Origin of the sequence: Gordonia sp. NB41Y (genome assembly GCF_030718915.1) — a bacterium.
GTDB classification, from domain to species: Bacteria; Actinomycetota; Actinomycetes; order Mycobacteriales; family Mycobacteriaceae; genus Gordonia; species Gordonia desulfuricans.
In genome coordinates this window covers 4,769,619-4,791,703 of sequence record NZ_CP132196.1, presented here as the reverse complement: position 1 = coordinate 4,791,703, position 22,085 = coordinate 4,769,619, and the positions used below count along the sequence as shown (strand labels likewise).

The 22,085-nt window shown below is 68.7% G+C and carries 19 protein-coding genes; 8 read left to right on the top strand and 11 right to left on the bottom strand.

The window, feature by feature from the left end; translation table 11 throughout:
• The first annotated feature begins 2 nt into the window (after window positions 1–2).
• Genes Q9K23_RS20705 through Q9K23_RS20695 form a run of 3 tightly spaced genes read left to right on the top strand, consistent with a single transcriptional unit; the run spans window position 3 to window position 3,025 of the window.
• The gene (locus Q9K23_RS20705; RefSeq protein ID WP_020789604.1) at window positions 3–659 is read left to right on the top strand and encodes a response regulator transcription factor; all 657 of its coding nucleotides are present in this window, start codon (window positions 3–5) and stop codon (window positions 657–659) included.
• The gene (locus tag Q9K23_RS20700; protein WP_053778726.1) at window positions 660–2,090 is read left to right on the top strand and encodes a HAMP domain-containing sensor histidine kinase; all 1,431 of its coding nucleotides are present in this window, start codon (window positions 660–662) and stop codon (window positions 2,088–2,090) included. It begins immediately after the preceding gene.
• Window positions 2,087–3,025, top strand: a complete 939-nt coding sequence (locus tag Q9K23_RS20695) for a TAXI family TRAP transporter solute-binding subunit (protein WP_053778727.1) — start codon at window positions 2,087–2,089, stop codon at window positions 3,023–3,025. The genes Q9K23_RS20700 and Q9K23_RS20695 overlap by 4 nt, the downstream gene beginning before the upstream one ends.
• A gap of 85 nt (window positions 3,026–3,110) precedes the next feature.
• Here the strand turns inward: Q9K23_RS20695 and Q9K23_RS20690 are convergent, their stop codons facing one another.
• Complete coding sequence (locus tag Q9K23_RS20690; protein WP_053778740.1) at window positions 3,111–3,824, bottom strand: TetR/AcrR family transcriptional regulator C-terminal domain-containing protein; 714 nt, start codon at window positions 3,822–3,824, stop codon at window positions 3,111–3,113.
• Between the two features lie 98 nt (window positions 3,825–3,922).
• On the opposite strand from Q9K23_RS20690, the gene Q9K23_RS20685 reads away from it, so the two are divergent.
• Both Q9K23_RS20685 and Q9K23_RS20680 read left to right on the top strand, forming a co-directional pair.
• Window positions 3,923–5,377 carry an MFS transporter gene (locus Q9K23_RS20685; protein WP_053778728.1) on the top strand — a complete coding sequence of 485 codons (1,455 nt, stop codon included), beginning with the start codon at window positions 3,923–3,925 and terminating at the stop codon, window positions 5,375–5,377.
• 119 nt (window positions 5,378–5,496) lie between these two features.
• Window positions 5,497–6,000, top strand: coding sequence for a hypothetical protein (locus tag Q9K23_RS20680; RefSeq protein ID WP_152972929.1), 504 nt, complete (start codon window positions 5,497–5,499; stop codon window positions 5,998–6,000).
• Here the strand turns inward: Q9K23_RS20680 and Q9K23_RS20675 are convergent.
• A complete protein-coding gene (locus tag Q9K23_RS20675; protein ID WP_020793119.1) occupies window positions 5,997–7,172 on the bottom strand; it encodes an MFS transporter in 1,176 nt (391 codons plus the stop codon). The two genes, Q9K23_RS20680 and Q9K23_RS20675, sit on opposite strands and share 4 nt — an antisense overlap.
• A gap of 55 nt (window positions 7,173–7,227) precedes the next feature.
• On the opposite strand from Q9K23_RS20675, the gene Q9K23_RS20670 reads away from it, so the two are divergent.
• The gene (locus tag Q9K23_RS20670) at window positions 7,228–7,998 is read left to right on the top strand and encodes a helix-turn-helix transcriptional regulator (RefSeq protein WP_053778731.1); all 771 of its coding nucleotides are present in this window, start codon (window positions 7,228–7,230) and stop codon (window positions 7,996–7,998) included.
• 26 nt (window positions 7,999–8,024) lie between these two features.
• Here Q9K23_RS20670 and Q9K23_RS20665 read toward each other — a convergent pair whose 3' ends face one another.
• The 5 genes from Q9K23_RS20665 to Q9K23_RS20645 all read right to left on the bottom strand — a co-directional run bounded on the left by Q9K23_RS20665 (window position 8,025) and on the right by Q9K23_RS20645 (window position 12,068).
• A complete protein-coding gene (locus Q9K23_RS20665; RefSeq protein ID WP_053778732.1) occupies window positions 8,025–8,396 on the bottom strand; it encodes a VOC family protein in 372 nt (123 codons plus the stop codon).
• Between the two features lie 408 nt (window positions 8,397–8,804).
• On the bottom strand, window positions 8,805–10,112 hold the full coding sequence (locus Q9K23_RS20660; RefSeq protein WP_020790570.1) for a DUF1254 domain-containing protein: 1,308 nt from the start codon (window positions 10,110–10,112) through the stop codon (window positions 8,805–8,807).
• 182 nt (window positions 10,113–10,294) lie between these two features.
• On the bottom strand, window positions 10,295–11,176 hold the full coding sequence (sigJ, locus tag Q9K23_RS20655) for an RNA polymerase sigma factor SigJ (protein WP_053777776.1): 882 nt from the start codon (window positions 11,174–11,176) through the stop codon (window positions 10,295–10,297).
• A gap of 1 nt (window position 11,177) precedes the next feature.
• The gene (locus Q9K23_RS20650) at window positions 11,178–11,651 is read right to left on the bottom strand and encodes a carboxymuconolactone decarboxylase family protein (protein WP_053777775.1); all 474 of its coding nucleotides are present in this window, start codon (window positions 11,649–11,651) and stop codon (window positions 11,178–11,180) included.
• 114 nt (window positions 11,652–11,765) lie between these two features.
• Window positions 11,766–12,068: a hypothetical protein gene (locus tag Q9K23_RS20645; RefSeq protein WP_053777774.1), complete on the bottom strand. Its 303-nt coding sequence runs from the start codon at window positions 12,066–12,068 to the stop codon at window positions 11,766–11,768.
• 66 nt (window positions 12,069–12,134) lie between these two features.
• Here Q9K23_RS20645 and Q9K23_RS20640 point away from each other — a divergent pair, with 66 nt between their 5' ends.
• On the top strand, window positions 12,135–13,802 hold the full coding sequence (locus Q9K23_RS20640) for an ABC-F family ATP-binding cassette domain-containing protein (RefSeq protein WP_053777773.1): 1,668 nt from the start codon (window positions 12,135–12,137) through the stop codon (window positions 13,800–13,802).
• A gap of 1,933 nt (window positions 13,803–15,735) precedes the next feature.
• On the opposite strand, the gene Q9K23_RS20635 is transcribed toward Q9K23_RS20640, so the two are convergent.
• The 3 genes from Q9K23_RS20635 to Q9K23_RS20625 form a co-directional block, all read right to left on the bottom strand.
• Window positions 15,736–16,788 carry a PHP domain-containing protein gene (locus Q9K23_RS20635; RefSeq protein WP_053777772.1) on the bottom strand — a complete coding sequence of 351 codons (1,053 nt, stop codon included), beginning with the start codon at window positions 16,786–16,788 and terminating at the stop codon, window positions 15,736–15,738.
• Complete coding sequence (locus Q9K23_RS20630) at window positions 16,788–19,202, bottom strand: TIM-barrel domain-containing protein (RefSeq protein ID WP_305950261.1); 2,415 nt, start codon at window positions 19,200–19,202, stop codon at window positions 16,788–16,790. Before Q9K23_RS20630 ends, Q9K23_RS20635 begins: the two co-directional genes overlap by 1 nt.
• A gap of 90 nt (window positions 19,203–19,292) precedes the next feature.
• The gene (locus Q9K23_RS20625) at window positions 19,293–19,709 is read right to left on the bottom strand and encodes a globin domain-containing protein (RefSeq protein ID WP_020791223.1); all 417 of its coding nucleotides are present in this window, start codon (window positions 19,707–19,709) and stop codon (window positions 19,293–19,295) included.
• A 146-nt stretch (window positions 19,710–19,855) separates the two neighbouring features.
• On the opposite strand from Q9K23_RS20625, the gene Q9K23_RS20620 reads away from it, so the two are divergent.
• Window positions 19,856–20,413, top strand: coding sequence for a hypothetical protein (locus tag Q9K23_RS20620; protein WP_020791222.1), 558 nt, complete (start codon window positions 19,856–19,858; stop codon window positions 20,411–20,413).
• Between the two features lie 24 nt (window positions 20,414–20,437).
• Here Q9K23_RS20620 and pgm read toward each other — a convergent pair whose 3' ends face one another.
• Entirely contained in the window at window positions 20,438–22,081 is a 1,644-nt protein-coding gene (pgm, locus tag Q9K23_RS20615; protein WP_020791221.1) for a phosphoglucomutase (alpha-D-glucose-1,6-bisphosphate-dependent), read from the bottom strand.
• Window positions 22,082–22,085 lie beyond the last annotated feature (4 nt).

Genomic DNA, 22,085 nt, shown 5'->3' with positions numbered 1-22,085 from the left:
CCGTGCGGATCGCGGTGGTCGAGGACGACGACGGAGTCGGTGACGCGCTCGTCGACGCCCTGACCGCCTACGGTCACCAGCCCGAGCGGATGCGTCGCGGAGCCGATCTGCTCCTCGGGCACCGCACCGCCGACCTGGTCCTGCTCGATCTGGGCCTCCCCGACGCAGACGGCCTGCAGGTGCTTCGGCAGCTGCGGGCCGTCAGCGACGTTCCGGTGGTGGTGCTCACCGCACGCAACGACGAACGCTCGATCGTCCGGGGGCTACGCGGCGGCGCCGACGACTATCTGGTCAAACCGGCCCGGATGCCCGAGCTGCTCGCACGGATCGACGTCGTGTCCCGCCGCCGACGGCCCGACCAGCAAGCCGTGCGGGTGGTCCGGGAAGGCGACGTCGTGGTCGATCTCGATGCGCGCACCGTGGAGGTCGGTGGCGAGCCGGTGTCGTTGACCGCCAAGGAATTCGAACTCCTCGCCGCCCTCGCCGAACGGCCCGGCACGGCGGTGAGCCGCCAGCACCTGATGGATGCGGTGTGGGGTGATGCCTATGTCGCCATCTCCCGCTCCCTGGACGTGCACATGACCGGCCTGCGCGCGAAACTCGGTCGGCCCGGACTGATCTCGACCATCCGGGGCTTCGGCTACCGGTGGGGTAGCTGAATGCGGCGCCGGATTCTGGCGGTGCTGCTGTGCTTCTCGGCGTTCGCGATCGTCGCGTTCGCCCTGCCGTTGGCGTCGGCCACGTCGGCGGCCCGCACCCGCGACCTCGGACTGGCCCGCAGCGCCGACGCGTCGTATTTCGCGGCGGTCGCCGGCCGCGAGCCCGGTTCCGGCTCCCCGCTGCAAAGTGAACTCGACCGCTACCGAGAGTTGTACGGCGAGGGTGTACTCGTTGTCGACTCCCGCGGCGAGATCCGGGCATCATCGGGCCTGGACCCCACCGATCCCTCTGTCGCCGAGGCGATCTCATCCGCTCTACGCAATCAGCGGCGCAGTGTGGGAGGCCGGCTCACACCGGTGTCGGACGAGTATCAGCTGATCGCGACGCCGGTGGGCAGCGGCACCCAGGTCGACGGGGCGGTCGTCTTGCAGGTGTCCACCGCCGCGGCGCGACGTGACATCCGCAACGACTGGATCGTCATCGCGGCGGGCGCCGTCGTCGCACTGCTCGTGGTGGCCGCGCTCGCCGCCGCGCTGTCGCGGTGGATCGCCCGGCCACTCGAACGTCTCACCCTGCGGGTCGGCGAGCTCACCGACCAGGTCCCCACCACACCGGGGGCGGTTCTTGTCCGGCCGGCCGCGGCCGACCACCACGGCCCACCGGAGGTCCGGGCCCTGTCCCGCGCCTTCGACACCATGTCGTCGGCGGTCCGCTCCTCGGTCGACGCGCAACGGCAGCTGGTCGCCGACACCGCGCACAAACTCCGTAATCCGCTGGCCGCCCTGCAGATCCGGCTCGACACCCTGGGTCCGTCGGTGCCCGAGTCCGCCCGCGAGACCCACCGCCGCGCCACCGCCGAGGTCGATCGCCTCGGAGAGATCCTCGACGGTCTGCTGTCCCTGGCCACCGCCGAGGTCCCGGCGCACGGCGACGGGGACGAGGCGGAAGCGGTGTGTACGCCCGCCACCGTCGTCGCCGACCGCGCCGACGCCTGGTCGGCCGCGCTGGCCGACAACGAGATGGTCCTCGTCGTCGGCGAGGGGCTCGACGTGCCGGTGCAGATGTCCGGCGACCGGCTCGGTCAGGTCCTCGACGTCCTGCTGAGCAACTCGCTTCGGTATGCCGGGCAGGCGGCGACGATCAGCGTGGACGCCGACGTGCAGGGAACCGCGGGCGCCGAGGTCCGGGTGTCCTATCGCGACGACGGCGTGGGCGTGCCCGCCGCCGACCTCGAGCGGCTCACCGAGCGGTTCTATCGCGGCACCACGGCCGAGGGCTCGGGCACCGGGCTCGGACTGTCCATCGCGGCGACGCTCGTGCGGACCATCGGCGGTCGACTCGAACTGCACGCCGGTGACCCGACGGGCCTCGTCGTCGACCTGATCCTGCCCGTCGCACGCTACGACGACCCACCGGAGAACCAACGATGATCGATCGACGCGGATTCCTCGGGCTCGCCGCGGGCGCCGTCTGCGCTGTCGCGGTGGGCGCCACCACCGCGGGCTGCTCCACCGCGGACACGGTCACCCTGCGGATGGCCACCGGTGAGCCCGGCGGATTCTTCGCCGAGTTCGGCTCGCTGCTCGCGCAGGCGGCCGCACAGACCGGCTCGGTGCGGGTCGCCCCGAACGAGACCGGCGGCTCGGCGGCCAACCTGCAACTGCTCCGGAACGGGAACGCCGATCTCGCATTGTCCTTGTCCGACACGGTGATCGGCGACCACGCCGCCGGTGTCCGCTACGCCGCGGTGGGTCGGGTCTACGAGAACTACATGCAGCTCGCGGTCCGCACCGACTCCCCGATCCGGACCGTCGACGATCTGCGGGGCACCCGGATCAGTGTGGGCGCACCGGGATCGGGGTCCACCCTCACCTCCGATCGCATCCTCGCGGCCGCCGGCCTGGGCGGACCCGGTGCGGTCGAGCGGGTCCAGTTGCCGATCCAGGAAGCCGCGCGTCGGCTCGCCACCGGCGACGTCGACGCGGTGCTGTGGGCCGGCGGCATCCCCACCCCGACGTTCGTCGATCCGCCCGTGCCCATCCGGCTGATCGACCTGTCCGAGACCGTGGACCGTCTGCAACGGACATACGGACCGGTCTACGAGCGGGTGCCGATCCGGGCGAACACCTACGGCGAGCACCCGGGGGTCGCCACCGTGGGACTGGCCAACCTGCTGCTGGCGGCCGACACCGTGTCCGACGACGCGGTGGGTGGCATCGTCGACCTGCTGATCGACCGCGCCGCCGAGCTGGTGCCCGCCCAGGCGATCGGCAGCCAGTTCCTCGACCGCCAATCGCTGATCGTCACCGGTTCGGTACCGCTGCACGCCGGGGCGGTCGCGGCGTATCGCCGTCGCCACGGCTGAGACACGCTGCGCTCGAACCGATATCAGACAGGACGAGACGCAATCCCCTGCCGCTCCGGCCATCCCAAAGTCGCCGTGACACCGGTCATCGACCGGCCTCCAGTCGCAGCCCGGCCAGCAGCATGTCCAGCCCCGCGCGGAACTGTGCGGCGTCGTCGTGCGTGGCGAAGCGGTCGGCGACGAAGTGCAGGAACGGGAACTGCTCCGGGTCGCTGGCCCGCCACCGGTCGGCGTAGCGGGCCAGGAACTCCTCCCGGCTGACCGATCCGTCGACCACCTCCTGCGGCGGCGGTTGCTGGCCGAGATCGGCAGCGGTGCCGATGACGAAGCTCAAGATGGCCGAGGCCGCGTGGAAGGTCTCCGTCGGCCCCATCCCCAGACGCATGACCTGGGCGCCGATCCGCTCGAAGAGCGCCACCCCGTTCGGCCGCGAATCGGCGTCGGCGGCCAGGTAGGCACCCAGCCACGGCCGGTCGGCGACGGCGTCGAAGAGCGTGTGTCCGATCGACCGTAGGTTCTCGATCGGATCGGCGGCGTCGCCGGTGAAGGCCTCGGTGTCGGCGACGACCCCGGCGAGCACGTGGTCGGTGGCCCGGTCGAGCAGTTCTTCTTTGTTCGCGACATACCAATAGATGCTGGCCACGCCCCCGCCGAGGCGCTGGGCGAGCGATCGGAAGGTCAACGCCGACTCGCCGGCCTCGTCGAGCATGTCGACGGCGGTGGAGATGACCGCCTCCATCGAATGCGAGGCACGGCGCCTCGTCCGGGCCGGCCGCGCGGTGTCGTCGGTCTTCGTCATGGCTTCCATCATGCCCCCTTGCGCAATCATCGAACACCGTTCTATTCTCGTACAGTGTTCGATTACCGAACAACGTTCGATAGAAAGGGAGGTGGACCATGACGACACTCGAGAACTCCGCGACCACGCGCACCTACACGTCGCTGCGGGCCGCATGGATACCGATGACCGCGCTCTGCCTGGCCTTCTTCGTCGAGATGGTCGACAACACCCTGCTGAGCATCGCGCTGCCGACCATCGGCCGCGATCTCGGCGGCGGGACCCTGGCCCTGCAATGGGTGACCGGCGTGTACTCGCTGACCTTCGGCGGATTGCTGCTGACGGCCGGCTCGGCCGCCGACCGCCTCGGCCGGCGCCGGGTGCTGCTGTGGGGGCTGGCCGCGTTCGGCCTGATCAGCATCGGCGTGATCTGGGTGCACTCGACCGGCGAGCTCATCGCCCTGCGTGCCGCGCTCGGTGTGGCCGCCGCGGCGATGGCGCCGGTGACCAACTCGCTGGTGTTCCGGCTCTTCGACACCGACACCCTGCGGATGCGGGCGATCACGGTGATGATCGTCGTCGGCATGAGCGGTTTCATCCTGGGCCCGCTGCTCGGCGGCACCGCCCTGGCGCACGTCGGGTGGGAATGGCTGCTGCTGGTCAACGCACCGATCGCCTTGCTCGCCTGGTTCGGTGTCCGCAAGGGCGTGGCGCCCGACGATCCGGCGGACCTCACCGACGATCGGCTGGACCTGCCCGGCGCACTGCTGTCGATCCTCGGTATCGGCTTCGCCTGCTACACCCTGACCGCCGGTGTCCAACAGGGCTGGACGTCGCCGGCCGCCCTCGGCTCGCTGGCCGCGGCGATCGTCGCGGTCGCACTGTTCATCTGGCACGAACGCCGAACCGACCAGCCCATGCTGGACCTGTCGGTCTTCCGCAACGGCACCGTGCGCGGGGCGGCGATCGCCCAGATCGGGACGTCGATCGCGATGGCGGGCGTGATGTTCGGTCTGATCCTGCACTTCCAGTACGCCTACGGGTGGAGTCCGATGAAGGCCGGACTCGCGAATCTGCCGCTGATCATCACCATGGTCGTGGCCACCCCGCTCTCGGAGTGGATGGGCAAGCGGTTCGGTCACCGCGTCGCCTGCCTGATCTCGGCGGTGCTGCTCGGTGGTTCCCTGGCCGGTATCGGCTGGTCGACCGATCACGGCTACCTGCCGATCGCGGTGTTCATGGTGACCTTCACCATCGGGCTGCGCACGGTGATGACCATCGGTGCGGTCGCCCTGATCTCGGGCATGCCGGAGAACCGCACCTCGGTGGGCGCCGCACTCAACGACACCGCGCAGGAGGTCGGCACCAGCGTCGGGACCGCGGTGGTCGGAACCGCCATCGCCGCACTGGTCACCGCGGTGCTGCCGGACGGGGCCTGGGACTCGGATCTGGTGCAGTCGTTCTTCCACGGCGAACGCATCACCTACCTGCTGATGGCGGCACTGATCACCGTCGTGGTCGCCGTCGGCGCGATGACGCTCACCGATTCCCGCGACGTGGAGGAACAGCACTGAGCACTGCGCATCGACCCGGGTACGACGTCGGTGCGCAGCGGCCCCTGGGGTAACGATGTGCCCCCGCTCACACGATGTTCCCGATGAGCACACGACGATCCCGGCGAGAGGAGAAACCCATGACGACCGGCCGATCCCGCCTCTCGCGTGGTGGATGTGTGTCGATACGTGTGGCGGTGCTCGGCGTCGCGCTGGCGCTCGGCAGCGGTGCGGGTGTCGCCGTGGCACAGGCCGATCCGTACGTCCCCGGCGGTCGGGATGCGCGGATCACCGACCTGCCGTCGGTGGCCTACGGTCCCGCCTGCGGCGGTGTGGTGACGGCATTCGCCCACACCACACCGCAACACCCCGACGCGGTCGAGTTCGCCGTCGCCGGCGGGTTCTTCGGGATCTCCGGAACGGGTCGGCCGTGTTCGGTCACCGCCACCATCGGATGGCACAACCTCACGACCGGCGCGCACGGCACGGTGAGCGGCCCGGCGACCGGCAACCTACCGGGCCTGGGTGAGAACCAGAGCGGGTTCGCCCGCACGGTGCGCACCGGACGCGGCACCGTCCGGTTCACCCTCACCACCGACCGGCCGCATCTACCCCGACCGGCCGCCGACATCCGCACCTACTAGGTCGTGTCCGGCGACGGCAGCATCGCGCTGAGCACCACTGCCACGACGGGAATCACGCACAGCACGGTCAGCACCGTCTCCGGTCCCGAGCGGTCGGCGATCGCACCGAGTACCGGGGCGAACAGTCCGCCGACGGTCACGGCGAGTCCGAGGGTGACCCCTGCTGCCGTCCCCGGCCGTGACGGCAGATAGTCCTGCCCGAGCTTCACCAACACACCGAACGGGATGTTGATCGCGATTCCGCACAGTGCGGTGACCACGACGCCCAGCCACGGCTCCGGGACCACCCGCACCAGCACCAGCGCCGGGATCGCCATGATCGAACCCAGTTGCACCACACGCACTTCCCCGATCCGGTCGGCCAGCCGACCACCCAGCATCGTGCCCAGCACGCCGCCCCCGAGGAAGACGGTCAGCGCCACACCGCCCATCGTCGCCGATGCGCCGTGGTGCCGAATCCAGAAGAGCGCCAAGAAGGTGTTCATGCCGAAGAAGATGATCGAGCGCACCACCTCCAGCGAGGTCAGCACCGAGAACGCCACCCAGCGATCCCGGCCGCCCGCGCTCGCCGCGGCGGCGTGCACCACCTCACGCCGCTGCTGATGGCGCATCAGGATGACCGCCATCAGCACCGCGGGCGGGATGAACAGTGCGGTGGCGCCGACACCCAGATGCACCAGGGCCGGGGTGACCAGCGCGGGGGCGAGGAAGAATCCGACGCTGCCACCGGCCGCGAACAGGCTCATGCCCGTCGCACTTCCGGCCGCATCACGTCGGGCGTCGCGACCGGCGGCCGGATGGAATGCGGCCACTCCCAACCCCGACAGCAACAGCAGCAGCCATACGGCGACGTAGGTGGGCATCAGACCGGAGAGCCCGGCGGCGATGCCCGCCACCGCCAGCCCGCCCGGGGCGAGCCAGAGCATCCGACGACGGTCGGCGATCACTCCGATGAACGGCTGCGGCAGCGACGACCCGAGCGTGGCGGCCAGTGCGAGCCCCGACGCCGCGGTGTAACTGTATCCGCGGTCGAGGACGAAAAACGGGATCGAGGCCGGCACCAGGCCCTGATAGAAGTCATCGACCGCATGCGCGATCATCCAGTGCCGCATTCGTTTCCATATTCCGACGCCCTCTCGGTCCAGGGCGGTGCGGATCGTCGTCGAACTCATGGATCACACGCTAGAACCCCATCCCGGGTGTCCACTTCCGATAAAGTGACAACTTATGTCGAATACCCGCCAGGCCGATGCCGCGTCGGACGACGGCACGTTGTCGCCGACGGTGACCGCCGTGGAGCGGCATCCGGGCGGACATCGCATCGCCCGGCACCATCATGCGCGTCATCAGCTGGTGTATCCGGGAAGCGGGCTGGTGGAGGTCACCACCGACGCCGGCACCTGGGTCGCCCCGTCGGATCGGGCCATCTGGGTCCCCGCCCACTCGTGGCATGAGCACCGATTCTTCGGTCGTACCGAGTTCCACTGTGTGGCATTCGATCCCGATGTGAATCCGTTCCCCGACGACGGACCGCAGGTGGTCGCAGTCTCGGCCTTGGTCCGCGAGCTCGTCATCGCGTGCTCACAGGCCGTCGAGCCGCTCGACGACGCGGGGTTGCGCCTGCGCGCCGTCCTCGTCGACCAGTTACGCCCCTGTGGCGAGACCGCGCTGTGGTTGCGCAGCCCCGTCGACGAGCGGTTGAGGCAGGCGTGCGCGATCGTGACCGACGATCTCGCACAGTCATATTCACTCGCCCAACTCGGTCGGCGGGTCGGCGCCGGCGAGCGGACCCTGAGCCGGCTGTTCCGCGACGACCTCGGTCTGACCTATCCGCAGTGGCGCACCCAGGTCCGGCTTCACCGCGCCTTGATCCTGCTCGCCGACGACGTGGCCGTCACCGATGTCGCACACCTCTGCGGCTGGGCCACCCCGAGCGCCTTCATCGACACCTATCACCGCACATTGGGCCACACTCCCGGAGCCCGCCGCGGACGATAGCGTCGGTCAGGTGCGGCCACCTCATATCAGCGCGGCGGATCGTATCTCGGTTCGTAGATCGTGATCTCGCCTGCACCGGGTACCTTGACCCCGATCGTGTAACCCCACGGCTGTTCGGCCGGCGCACCGGTGAACTCGACGCCTTTCGCGGCGAGTTCGCTCATCGTGACGGCAAGGTCGTCACACATGAACGAGACGTCGAACCGCTGGTCGGTACCACCCGACCGTCCTTCGTACTCCCACGAACTCGGGTGCGCGGCCAGCTCACTCGGGCCGGTCGAGAAGATCAGCCACCCGCCACCGGTGTCGACGCCGGGAAAACCCAGGACGTCCCGGAAGAACGCACGCGCGGCTTCCGGATCGTCGCAATAGATCAGCGAATGCAGGCCGGTGATCATGGGGATCAGGGTAGTTCTTCGCGGCCGGGACCACAGCGCGACGGCGAATGTTCTGCCGGTCGCGGCGGTGCGGTGATCACGGCGGTCGTGGTCGCGTTCCGAGTTTCGGCCTGCGGAGATTTCGACACGCCTCGTCGCTACGCTCCTCGTCGGCTCAATCACCGTGACACAACACCCAATTGCCCAGCACCACAGGATAGTTGAGCCCAAACCGGGTTCCACAAAGCTCCACAAACCACCAATTACCCAGCAACCCACGCACCAATTACCCAGCACCCCACGATGGTTGAGCCGGGACCGAGCCCGAAGGGCGAGGACCCGAGTCGAAACCTCCCCCACCCGACCACGAAACGCGACCACAACCAGGAGAACACCCGACCCCCGCCGCCACCCACAAACCCCGAATCGCTACGACTTCACGAGTGCGGGCGGCTGCCACCGTCCGTCGAGCGCGGCGGCGTGGGGTGCGTAGAGACGCAGGGTGATGCCCAGTTCTCCGGTTGCCGCCGGAAGCCAGTTGGCCTCACGCCGACCACCGGGATTGGTGCGCTGGATGTAGATGTCCAGCGATCCGTCGTCGTGATAGACGAGGGGGTCGCGGTCGCCGAGGGCGAAGCGGTCGAGCTCGTTGGCGACCTGGAACCCGTCCGCGTCGTACATCGTCACCGACCAGAACGCCGACACCGGCGGGAGCGCGTCGGCGTCGAAGTGCAGCACGTAGTCGGTCTCACCCACGGGTTGGTCGCCGTCGGCATCGACCAGCAGCAGCGGATAGATCGCGTCCTCGGGCGGATTCGCCCCGAGCCCGACCAGCGTGACCATGGCGCGCAGCAGGTAGAAGTTGCCGTAGACCCCCATCCCGCCGGTCAGCATGCCCCATCCGTTCGCGGGTCGGGCGAGCAGGCCGGGAGCGGTGCGCAACGACTGGAGTGCCGCATCCGCACCGGCCTGCAACTGCTCGAGTTCGGCGTCGGCGAACACCGACGCGTCGAAGTCCCGGCCGACACCGATCCCCAGCCGCCCCAGCCTCGCCAGCTGGGAGAAGTCGGTGGCATGTGGCGGGTTCACCGCGAGAAGCCTTGTGGCGTAACCGAAGAAGTCCACCGCCTTCATCGCGTTCACATATCCCAGCGGCTCGGTGTCGGGACCGAGATCGGAATCCACCGAAACGTCTCGGGCACCGCCGATCTCGGTGACCGACAGTCCGTCCTGGAAGGCGTTGACCGCCGCATAGTCGTGGGGCCCGTTGGTCTGGGTGCGGCCGATGATCCAGGCATACGGCGTCGGCGAGGTGACGAGTTCGGCACCGTCGGGGACCTCACCGTCCCACCCGGGTGGGACGACGAGGTAGTCCTGGGCGCCGGTCCCGGTGGTCCGCTTGCCGGGGTTGGCGAAGACGTCGGTCCACATGTCCAGCATCGGCAGCATGAAATACCGGTCGCCGCTGTCGGGAACGTGGATCCGTACCGGCCCGGCGGTGAGGTCCAGCCACGCCGACGAGTAGAGCGTGTCGAAGTTCGGCCGCACCACCGCACGGAAGTCGGCGGTGGGGAATGCACGGATGTGGTGGAAAGTGTTCGGTGGACCGAACGCAGGCCGCGCACCGGCCGGCGTCGCGCACGTCACCCGCCGGGTGACGTCCATCGTCACCAACGGATAGAGATAGACGTAGGCCTCGTGCGCCAGGGTCTGCAGATCGTCGGACAGCGTGCTCATGGGTCTCCTCGGTCAAGGATCAGTTGCCGCAGCCGAACAGAGTCGATTTCACAGGACCCTGTTCTGTGATACGCGCAACACCCTACGCCCGCATGGCGGGTCGACGACCCCGAAACGCCACGTCGTCCTGTGTTCGGACCATGGGCGACGACCGCACCGCCTCGCCCCATTGCACGGCCGGATCAGGGCTCGCGACGACCGATCCGGGTCAGCTTCTCCGGGTTGCGCACAAAGTCGATCGCGGTGACCCGGCCACCGGCGATGCCCAGGGCCACGATGCCGTCCAACTCGTCTCCGACGAACACCAGCAGTGCCGGATTGTGGTTGACGACCGCGGCACGCATCCTCTTGGCCGGACCGCCCTGACCTGCCAGACCGGCCAGGAACCGGGCGATCGCGTCGGCACCGACGATCGGGCGCAGCGCCGCCCGCACGATGCCACCACCGTCGGCGGTGAGCACCGCCGACGGGTCGAGGATCTGCAGCAGCCCTTCGAGATCGCCGGTGGTCGCGGCGTCGGCGAAGGCCTCGACCACCTCGTGATGAGTGGTCGGGTCGACGTCGAATCTCGGTGTGCGCGAATCGATGTGCGCTCGGGCGCGTGATGCGAGCTTCCGGCATCCGGCCGGACTGCGGCCCAGTGCGGTGGCAATCTCGTCGAAGGACAGCCCGAAGAGGTCGTGCAACACGAATGCCGTGCGTTCGGCCGGCGACAACGTTTCCAGGACCACCATCATCGCCCACGACACCGACTCCGCCAGGGTGACCGAGTCGGCCGGATCGGGCGCGGTCTCCACCGGCTCGGGAAGCCACGGACCGACATAGGCCTCGCGGCGATGACGGGCCGAACGCAGCACGTCCAGAGCCAACCGGGAGGTGGTGGTCACCAGCCAGCCGGTGAGATCGTCGATTTCCTCGTAATCGGTTCGCTGCAAACGAATCCACGCGTCCTGGACGACGTCCTCTGCTTCGGTCACACTGCCCAGCAGACCGTAGGCCACCCCGACCAGACGGGGCCGCAATGCATCGAAGGTGGCCGGCACGGACTCAACAGAACCCGACATCTCAGCCCCACTGCCCCGGGGTGTAGTCCCCGGCCGGGGTCGCGGCGACGACATTCATGCGATTGTAGGCGTTGATCAGCGCGATCAACCCGACCAGAGCGGCCAGTTGGTCGGTATCGAAATGCTCGGCGGCGTCGGCCCACACGCGGTCGGGAACGCCCCCGGCGGCGTCGGCGATCCGGGTGCCCTGCTCGGTCAGTGCCAGCGCGGCGCGCTCGGCGTCGGTGAACACCGTCGCCTCCCGCCAGACCGCGACCAGGTTCAACCGCAGCGCGGTCTCGCCCGCGTGGGCGGCGTCCTTGGTGTGCATGTCGGTGCAGAACCCGCACCCGTTGATCTGGCTGGCACGGATCTTCACCAGTTCCTGGATGGCGGCGGGCAGCGACGAATCGCTGATCACCTTGCCCGCCGAGTTGATGTACTTGGCGAACCTGGCAGCGGTCGCGTTGCCGAAGAAGTCGAGCCGAGCGGTCATGAGGTCCTCCTTGTTGTCATGCGGTCGACAAGAGGACGAGATGAGCGGGCGATGTGTGACATCGCTGGACCGGACAACCGTCACCAGCGCTGCCGGTTCAGGTGATCGCCCTGGTCAACGATCGAATCGGGCCCGCAGCGGAACCTTCTTCCACAGGATGACGACGCGGGTCGGATCGGCTTTGTCGAGCATGACCGGTACCCGTTGCCGGGCCACCGGGCATCGCTTCGACGGCACCGTGGTGGAGATCTGCACCCGTCGCGGTGAAACCCCGGGCGCGCTCGCCGTCCCGATGACGTAGGCGGTGTAGGAGGCGGAGTGGACGGCGGTGTCGGGCTGCGGACACACCTCGACCCGCAGCGAGCCGGGGATCGGGTCCTTCATGCGCTGGATGCGCATCCACGTGATCAGGCCCATGACGATCCACGCTACCGGGCGGGAGCCGTGCCTCCCCCGCCGACCGACGGGTGCGACGATGGACCGATGACCGCAACCCTCGTCGCCAAGGACGTCTCCGGTGGATATGCCCATCGTGTCCTGTTCGATCATCTCGATCTCACCGTCGCGCCCGGTGACGTGGTCGGTGTGGTCGGCGCCAACGGCGCAGGCAAGTCGACGCTGCTCCGTGTGCTCGCCGGCGATCTCGCGCCACTGGAGGGCACCGTGTCCCGCTCGCCCGCCGACGCCTTCGTCGGCTGGCTGCCCCAGGAACACGACCGCGTTCCGGGCGAGACCGTCGCCGGGTACGTCGCCCGGCGTACCGGCTGCGCTGCCGCCGCCAAGGCCATGGACGACGCCGCGGCCGCCCTCGCCGATCCCGATGCGGCCGGCGGTGGCGACGACCCGGCCGACGTGTATGCCGCCGCCCTCGACCACTGGCTGGCGACGGGTGCGGCCGACCTCGACGAACGTCTGCCCGCAGTCCTCGCCGATCTCGGATTCGACGCCGAGTTCGGGGCACCCGAGGAGGCGTTGATGACCGGGCTCTCCGGTGGTCAGGCCGCCCGCGTCGGACTGGCCGCGCTGTTGTGTTCGCGCTTCGACGTGGTGCTGTTGGACGAGCCGACCAACGATCTCGATCTCGAGGGCCTCGCCCGACTCGAGGAGGTCGTCGCCGGCATGCGCGGCGGCGTGATCCTGGTCAGCCACGATCGAGAGTTCTTGGCCCGCAGCGTCACCCGTGTCTTGGAGATCGATGCGGCACAGCACACCAACACCCTCTACGGCGGTGGCTACGAGAGCTACCTGGAAGAGCGCGCGGTGTTGCGCCGCCACAAGCGGGAGGAGTACGAGGAGTTCGCGGCCAAGAAGGCCGACCTCGTGGCCCGTGCCCGCGCGACCCGCGAATGGTCGAGTCAGGGTGTCCGCAATGCGATCAAGAAGGCCCCCGACAACGACCGTCTGCGTCGGCGTGCGGCCACCGAGTCCAGCGAGAAGCAGGCCCAGAAGGTGCGGCAGATGGAGAGCCGGATCGCCCGACTCGACGAGGTGGCCGAACCCCGCAAGGAGTGGGTCCTCGAATTCACGCTGGGCGCTGCTCCCCGATCCAGTTCAGTGGTCGCCACCCTCAACCAGGCCGTGGTCCGGCAGGGCGACTTCACGCTCGGTCCGGTGTCGTTGCAGGTCGACGCCGGTGAACGCATCGGCATCACCGGGCCCAACGGTGCAGGCAAGACCACCCTGCTGCGACTACTGCTGGGCCGGATCACTCCCGACGAGGGCAGCGCTGCTCTGGGCGCGAATGTCGAGATCGGCGAGATCGACCAGGCCCGTGGGCAGTTCACCGGTTCGCTGCCACTGGCCGCGCGGTTCGAGGAGCTCGTCCCGGACTTCACCACCGCCGACGTCCGGACCCTGCTCGCCAAATTCGGGCTGCGCGCCGATCACGTCGACCGTCCCGTCGACGACCTCTCGCCCGGTGAACGCACCCGGGCCGCGATGGCACTGCTGCAAGCGCGTGGCACCAATGTGCTGGTCCTCGACGAACCGACCAACCATCTCGACCTGCCCGCTATCGAGCAGCTCGAAGCCGCCCTCGAGTCCTACGACGGCGCCGTCCTCCTCGTGACCCACGACCGCCGGATGCTGGCGAATGTCCGCGTCGATCGCGGATGGCGAGTCGAAGGCGGTCGCGTCACCGAGACGAACTGACACAGCGGCTCGATCTCGGCCCAATCAGCAACCCACACACGATGATCGATCCGAGGAGGAACGCAGCGACGAGACGAGTCGAAACCTCCGCCGGCCGAACTCGAACGCCGCCACCCCAGAACCGGCTGCGGACATCCTCGCCCCACCAGGCTTCGACACGGGTCCTCGCCCAGCGGCTCGGTCCCGGCTCAACCATCGTAGAAGGACCCCCAATCAACCACCGCAACACGATGATTGAGCCGACGAGGAGCGCAGCGACAAGTCGAGTCGAAATCTCCGCCGGCCGAACTCGAACGCCGGCCACCCCAGAGCCGGCTGCGGACATCCTCGCCTCACCAGGCTTCGACACGGGTCCTCGCCTAGCGGCTCGGTCCCGGCTCAACCATCGTTGGGGCAGTGCGGTTTACGTCGGTTGAGCCGACGAGGAGCGCAGCAACAAGTCGAGTCTAAACCTCCGACCGCCGACGTCGAATGGCGGCCACTCTTGAGGTGGTTGCGGATACCCTCGCCCCACCGGGCTTCGACACGGGTCCTCGCCTAGCGGCTCGGTCCCGGCTCAACCATCGTTGGGGCAGTGCGGTTTACGGTGATTGAGCCGACGAGGAACGCAGCAACAAGACGAGTCGAAACCTCCGACCGCCGAACTCGAATCCCGCCACCCCAGAACCGGTCGCGGACATCCTCATCCCACCGGGCTTCGACACGGGTCCTCGCCCAGCGGCTCGGTCCCGGATCAACCATCGTTGGGGCAGTGCGGTTTACGGCGGTTGAGCCGACGAGGAACGCAGCGACGAGACGAGTCGAAATCTCCGACAGCCGAACTCGAACGCCCGCCACTCTTGAGGCGGTTGCGGACACCCTCGCCTCACTGGGCTTCGACACGGGTCCTCGCCTGGCGGCTCGGTCCCGGCTCAACCAGCGTTGGGGCAGTGCGGTTTACGGTGGTTGAGCCGACGAGGAGCGCAGCGACGAGACGAGTCGAAATCTCCGACAGCCGACGTCGAATGCCACCACCTCAGAGCCCGTTGCGGACATCCTCGCCTCACCAGGCTTCGACACGGGTCCTCGCCTAGCGGCTCGGTCCCGGCTCAACCATCGTAGAAAAACCACCCAATCACCAAGCAAATAACGATGATTGAGCCGACGAGGAGCGCAGCGACGAGACGTGTCGAAACCTCCGCCGGCCGAACTCGAACGCCGGCCACCCCAGAACCGGCTGCGGACATCCTCGCCTCACCAGGCCTCGACACGGGTCCTCGCCTAGCGGCTCGATCCCGGCTCAACCATCGTTGGGGCAGTGCGGTTTACGGTGGTTGAGCCGACGAGGAGCGCAGCGACGAGACGTGTCGAAACCTCCGCCGGCCGAACTCGAATGCCGGCCACCCCAGAACCGGCTGCGGACATCCTCGCCTCACCAGGCTTCGACACGGGTCCTCGCCTAGCGGCTCGGTCCCGGCTCAACCATCGTTGGGGCAGTGCGGTTTACGGCGGTTGAGCCGACGAGGAGCCCAGCGAGGAGGCGTGTCGAAACCTCCGACCGCCGACGTCGAATGGCGGCCACTCTTGAGGTGGTTGCGGATACCCGCGCCTCACCAGGCTTCGACACGGGTCCTCGCCTAGCGGCTCAGTCCCGGCTCAACCATCGTTGGGGCAGTGCGGTTTACGGCGATTGAGCCGACGAGGAGCGCAGGGACGAGACGTGTCGAAACCTCTGTCGGCCGACGTCGAATGCCGGCCACTCTTGAGGCGGTTGCGAACACCCTCGCCTCACCGGGACTCGACACGGGTCCTCGCCTGGCGGCTCGGTCCCGGCTCAACCACCGCAGAAAGACCACCCAATCACCAATCCACACACGATGATTGAGGCCAGGTGACCAGCCGCATCTTCCGGTGAGCACACCGCACACCGAACCCGCCGCCGGCGATCGTCTCGTCACCGATCCGACCAGGCCAGCAGGCGATCGAGCGGCCAGGTGGTGACGATGCGGTCGGGGTCGATGGCATGCTCCACCGCGCGTTGCGCACCGAGCGCCTTGAACTCGAGTTGTCCGGGGGCGTGGGCGTCGGAGTCGATCGCGAACAGGCAGCCGATGTCGCGGGCCAACTCGATCAGGTCGTCCGGCGGATCGACCCGTTCGGGACGTGAATTGATCTCGACCGCAACATCGTTGGCCGCGCACGCCTCGAACACGGCCCGGGCGTCGAACTGTGACGGTGGCCGGTGTCCGCGCCCCGTGACCACCCGGCGACCGGTGCAGTGTCCGAGCACGTGCACCCGCGGGCCGCTGACCGCGGCGACCATCCGCGCGGTCATCGGATCGTGTTCCATCCGCAGTTTCGAGTGCACCGACGCGGTGACGATGTCCAGGCGCGCCAGCATCTCGTCGGTCTGATCGAGCGCACCGCCGTCGAGGATGTCCACCTCGATGCCACGCAACAGCCGGAAGTCACCGTCTCCGCCGGAATTCCACTCGTCGATCTGCGCGACCTGGCGATCGAGACGTTCGGGCGACAGTCCGTTGGCCACCGTCAGCCGGGGCGAGTGGTCGGTGATGGTGAGCCACCGGTGCCCCGATGCGACCGCCGCGGCGGCCATCTCACCGATCGGCGCGCCACCGTCGCTCCAGTCGGTGTGGGCATGCAGGTCGCCGACAACGGCCCGGATCAGTGCCGAGGCGTCGTCGTCGACGGCCGCGGCCGGAGATACCGTGTGTTGCAACCGGTCCAGATAGTCGGGTACCTGCCCGGCGACGGCCTCGGCGATCACCGTAGCCGTCGTCGGCCCGATCCCGTCGATCCTGGTGAGCGCGCCGGCCGCGGCCTTCTCGGCGATGTCGGCGGCGGCCAGACCGGACACCACCCGGGCCGCCGTGCGGAACGCCTCGACGCGGTAGGTGCTCTCCCGGTCGCGTTCCAGCAGCCACGCGATCCGGGTCAGCGCATCGGCCGGGTCGACGGGTGCCACCAGCGGTTCGAACGCCTTCATCAGAGCGACCGATCCGCGGTCTCCGCACCGATCCCGGCAACGGCGCTCCGAGCCTCCTGCCGGTATCGCCACCGGGCGTCGGGGACATGAACTCCGTTGACCGACACACCCTTCGGCGCGCCATCGACACCCACCAGCTCGATCTGGGTGATCCGCGGATGCCACTGCGCCCCGGCCGGACCGGCTGCGCTCGTGTGGATCGACAGCGCCTGCGCGCCATCATCCCAGTCGATCCGGGTCCAGGTGTATCCGTCGTCGCGATGCTCGTCGGAATGGCCGTCGTCGTGATAGAGCCGCGACGACCCGCTCGCGCCGGTGAAGACCCGAGCGGTCAAGGGTGCGGCGGGATCGGCGGCGGGGCGGGGGCGATCGGCCATCACGACGGTCGCCCCGGCCCGCCCGTAGACGGGGATGTCGGCGAGGTGCACCGGGATGTCACCGATCGCCGGTCCCTGCACCGATTCCCCGCCGGTCAGGTGCACCCAGCGCCCCTCCGGGAACCAGATCCGTTTGGTGGTGCCGGCCGCGGCAGGACGCACCACCGGCGCCACCAGCAGGTCTTCACCGAGCATGTACTGGTGCCGGAAGTCGTAGGCCTCCCGGCGATGAGGCCACGTCAGGTACATGCCGCGGGCCATCGGTAGTCCGGTGTCGTGCGAGATACGCGCCGCGGTGTAGAGGTAGGGCACCAGCCGCGAGCGCAGCCGCATCGCGGTGCTGGCCGCCGACCGGTGGGGTTCGGCGAATTCCCAGGGCAGACGCCGGGTCTGGAGATTCTGTGAATGGATGCGCATGATGGGTGAGAACGCGCCGAACTGCATCCACCGCACATACCGTTCGGGATCGGTATCCCCTTTGAAGCCGCCGATGTCGTGGGACACATAGCTCATCCCGATGTTGCCCTCGGCGTGGGTGAAGGCCACCTCGAATGCCAATGTCTCCCAGGTGGAATAGGTGTCACCGGTGAAGTGGATGGTGTGCCGGTGACCACCCCACGGCCCGGGTCGGGTACCCACCATGTCCCAGTACGACGCCCCGTTGCGCGCCAACAACACCCACCGGTTGGTCTGCGCACGCCGACGCCGGCCGTAGGCGCGGGCCAGCCACACGTCGTCGGCGATCTCGGCCCGCGGAATGCCGACCAGCGATTCGTCGATGATCCAGTCCAGCCACCAGAAGTCCACGCCGTCGGCCTCGAACGAATCGTGCAGCGCCATGAACGATCTCAGGTGGGTGCGCTCGGCCAGGTCCCAGACGAAGGTCGGTCCGAGGGTGCCGCCGATCCGTCGACCGAGCGCGGAGAAGTACCGGGCCGCCGGGGTGAGCGCTGGGCGCAGCGTCCCGCCTGTGGTCCGTGCCGCCTCCGGATATCGGGCGTCGTCACCGGAGATGCTCGGGTGGATGTTGAGGCCGACGGCCAGGTCCTGCTGGTGTGCCCAGGTCAGGAATCGGCGTGGCCGGGCGAAGAGTTTGCGGTTCCAGTTCCATCCGTTCCAGGTGTTGGGCGCCTTGAAGTCGGTGTCGACGATCAGGACGTCGAGCGGGACCCCGGCGCGGCGATACTGCGGGAGCAGGTCGTCGCGATAGAAGTGCTCGTCGTAGGCGGCGTAGCGGGAGAACCAGTTGCCGAAGGCCTGCCGCGGCAACAACGGCACCGCCCCCGACAGCGTGCGCAGATCGGCCAGTGCCTGCCGGAAGTCGGTGCCGTAGACGAAGATGTAGCCGTCGCGGTAGCCGGGCCGGCGGGGCCGCCGGACGGGTGTGTCGGCATCGTCGGGCACCAAGACGGAGTGGGTGTCGTCGATGAAGTGCCATCCGGCGCGTGAGAGCAGTCCCGGTTGCAGGGAGGTCTCGGCCCGCACGGAGTCCAGACAGCGCAGCCAGCCGCCCAGATTCCCGTGCGGCAGTGGCGGGATCGACGAGGTCCAGTTCTCGAGGTTCGCCGCGAAGGCGATCCCCGCCGGGGCGGGGGTGTAGGTGTCGGGTAACCACGTCGGATGTACCTGCGCACCCGAGTGTTTCAGCGTGATCTGGGGGTCGTCGGAGACGAATCGTCCGGTGGCACAGCGTAGGACGAGGTGGTCGGTCTCGAGTTCGAGGGTGCCGTCAGCGGTGCGTGTCCGGAACCGGGGACTGCGTGCTCGACGATGGTGCGCCAGAAGGGTGGGGCGGTTCTCGAACCGGCGGGTCGGCGAGTACTCGTAGCGGATCAGGCCCGGGGTGATCACGGTCAGCCGCACCCGGTCTGCGGTGACCATCCCGGCCGGGTCGACCGGGGCCGCGGTGGCCACGCCCGTGCCGGCACCTGCCGCGGCGGCCCCGGCCACCCCGAGCGACGCAGCACCCGCCGAGGCCAACGCCCGACGTCGACTCATGCCGCGCTGCTCCCCCGCCGAACCCCATGTCGCGCCCACACCCGGACGCTACCCGGCGGGCAGGTCCGGGCGCGGCTGATTGTCGAGGACACCGATCGAAGGCTCGGCGGAGACGGGTTCTCCCCAGGATCAGGCGGCACCCTCTTCCTCTTCGGGGTAGCCGGCCAGCATCAGCGATGCCACCGCGGTCAGGGCCTCGGTCCACGCATCCGTCATCTCCGGGCTCCAGTCCTGGCCACCGATCTCGCTCATCGCCGCGATCATGCACTCGGCGACGGCACCGTACATGGGTTCGGTCACCCCGAGTGCGGCGTGCCGACGGCCCATGGCACCCAGCGTGGAGGTCAGCCATTCCGGGTCGTCGAGATGGTCGACCACGGCGATCACCGCGGTGCGCAGCATGCTCGCCTGCAGTCGGGTGCCGCGGGTGAACATGGGCTGGACCGCGGGGTAGCGTTCGAACAGGATGTCGTAGAAGCGGACGGTGAGTCCATCGTCGGGCAGATCGACAAGTGAAAGGCTGTGGCTGAGAAGATCTTTGTCCATACGAGAAAGGGTGGGCGCCGCGCGTTACCTGCCGATTACCCCACCGGGAAATGGCTTTGCCGAGCCCGTTGCCGGGTTCTCACACGACCAGAGACCGGATGTGAGAAGTTTTCGGCAGCCCACCGACCGTCTGCAGGAGGGATCCGATGAAGCTGGTCGCCCTGACCTACGATCCGACGACCCGACGTGTGCTCGTCGCGACGCACGATCGCACACCCGATGCCACCGAGCGCGATCGCATGCTGCCGACCGTCGAGGAACACCCCGGTGAACCGCCGGCGGCTGCGGTGGCACGGGCCCTGGCCACCGTCGGCGTCGACGAGGTCCCCACCGCGCTGGGACAGCTGTCGGAGATCGTCATGTGGGCGACGTTCTGGGCCGATCAGGCGATCTGGACCGCCGACATCCGTTGGGCACCGGCCGACCGCAGACGCAGCCTGGCCTTCGACCACACCACGGTGGTCGTCGATGCCCGCACCGCGCTGGCCGAACGGCTCTGGCACGACCGCGTCTTCACCCACGGGATCACCGGCAGACATTTCACCACCACCGACGCGGTCGCGCTCACCAAGGGATTCACCGGCGCCGAGGTCACCGACCCCGACGTCGAAAACCGCCTGCGAAAGATCGACGGCCTCGCCGAGGTGGGGCCGTCACCGGATGCCGGTGGTCCGGCACCCACCCTGTGGCGCTGGAGCGTCTGATCCCGGGCCGACCCCGGTGGCGGCTCAGCCGTTGAGCGCGGCGTCGACGACCTCCTGCGCCTGGACCTGCACCTGCGCGAGGTGCTCGGGGCCGTTGAACGACTCGGCGTAGATCTTGTAGACGTCCTCGGTACCCGACGGCCGCGCCGCGAACCACGCGTTCTCGGTGGTCACCTTCAGTCCGCCGATGGCCGCACCGTTGCCGGGTGCCTCGGTCATGATCGCGGTGATCTTCTCCCCGGCCAGCTCGGTGGCGGTGATCTGCGACGGCGACAGCTTCGACAGGACGGCCTTCTGCTCCCGCGACGCCGGGGCGTCGATGCGGGCATAGGCCGACTCGCCGTACCGGTCGGCCAGTTCGCGATAGCGCTGCGACGGGGTCTTGCCGGTGACGGCGAGGATCTCCGAGGCCAGCAGATCCAGGATGATGCCGTCCTTGTCGGTGGTCCACGGCCCGCCGTCGAGGGTCAGGAACGATGCGCCCGCGCTCTCCTCACCGCCGAAGGCGATCGACCCGTCGAGCAGTCCCTCGACGAACCACTTGAACCCCACCGGCACCTCCACCAGACGGCGGCCGATCCCGCCGACCACACGATCGATCAGCGACGACGACACCAGCGTCTTGCCGACGCCCGCCTGCTCGGACCATCCCGGCCGATGGGTGAACAGATAGTCGATGGCCACGGCGAGATAGTGATTGGGATTCATCAGGCCCGCGTCGGGGGTGACGACGCCGTGCCGGTCGGAGTCGGCGTCGTTGCCGGTGGCGATGTCGTAGTGGTCGCGCGCACCGATCAGCGACGCCATCGCATTCGGCGACGAGCAGTCCATCCGGATCTTGCCGTCGGTGTCGAGGGTCATGAACGAGAACGTCGGGTCGACGGTCGGGTTCACCACCGTCAGGTTCGCGAGGTTGTAGCGGAACCCGATCGCCGCCCAGTACCCCACCGACGCCCCGCCGAGCGGGTCGGCACCGATCCGGATACCCGAGGTGCGGATCGCATCCATGTCGACCACGCCCGACAGCGCGTTGCAGTACTCCTCGATGAACGAGTGATCGGTGACGTACTGGCCGGATCGGGCCTGCTCGAACGGGATTCGTCGGACGCCGTCGAGCTTGTTGCGCAGCAGATCGTTGGCGCGGCCGGCGATCCAGGAGGTGATCGCGGTGTCGGCGGGGCCACCGCTGGGCGGGTTGTACTTGAATCCGCCGTCGCGCGGCGGGTTGTGCGACGGGGTGACGACGATCCCGTCGGACTGCACACCCGGATGCTCGGCGTTGAACTTCAGGATCGCCCGGCTGACCGCGGGCGTCGGGGTGAAGGTGTCGTCGGTGGCGGTGAAGGTGGAGACCTCGTTGGCGGCGAGCACCTCGAGGGCGGTGCGCCAGGCCGGGATGGACAGCGCGTGGGTGTCGAAGCCGATGAACAGCGGCCCGGTGATGCCGGCGCCGGTGCGGTATTCGACGATCGCCTGGGTGGTGGCCAGGATGTGGGCCTCGTTGAACGACGCGTCCAGGCTCGACCCGCGATGACCCGAGGTACCGAAGACCACCTGCTGCAACGGATTCTCCGGATCCGGCGTGGTGTCGTAGTAGGCCCTGTCCACTGCGGCCACGTCGATGAGGTCTTCGGGCAGTGCCGGGGTGCCGGCGCGAGGATGTGCCATATGT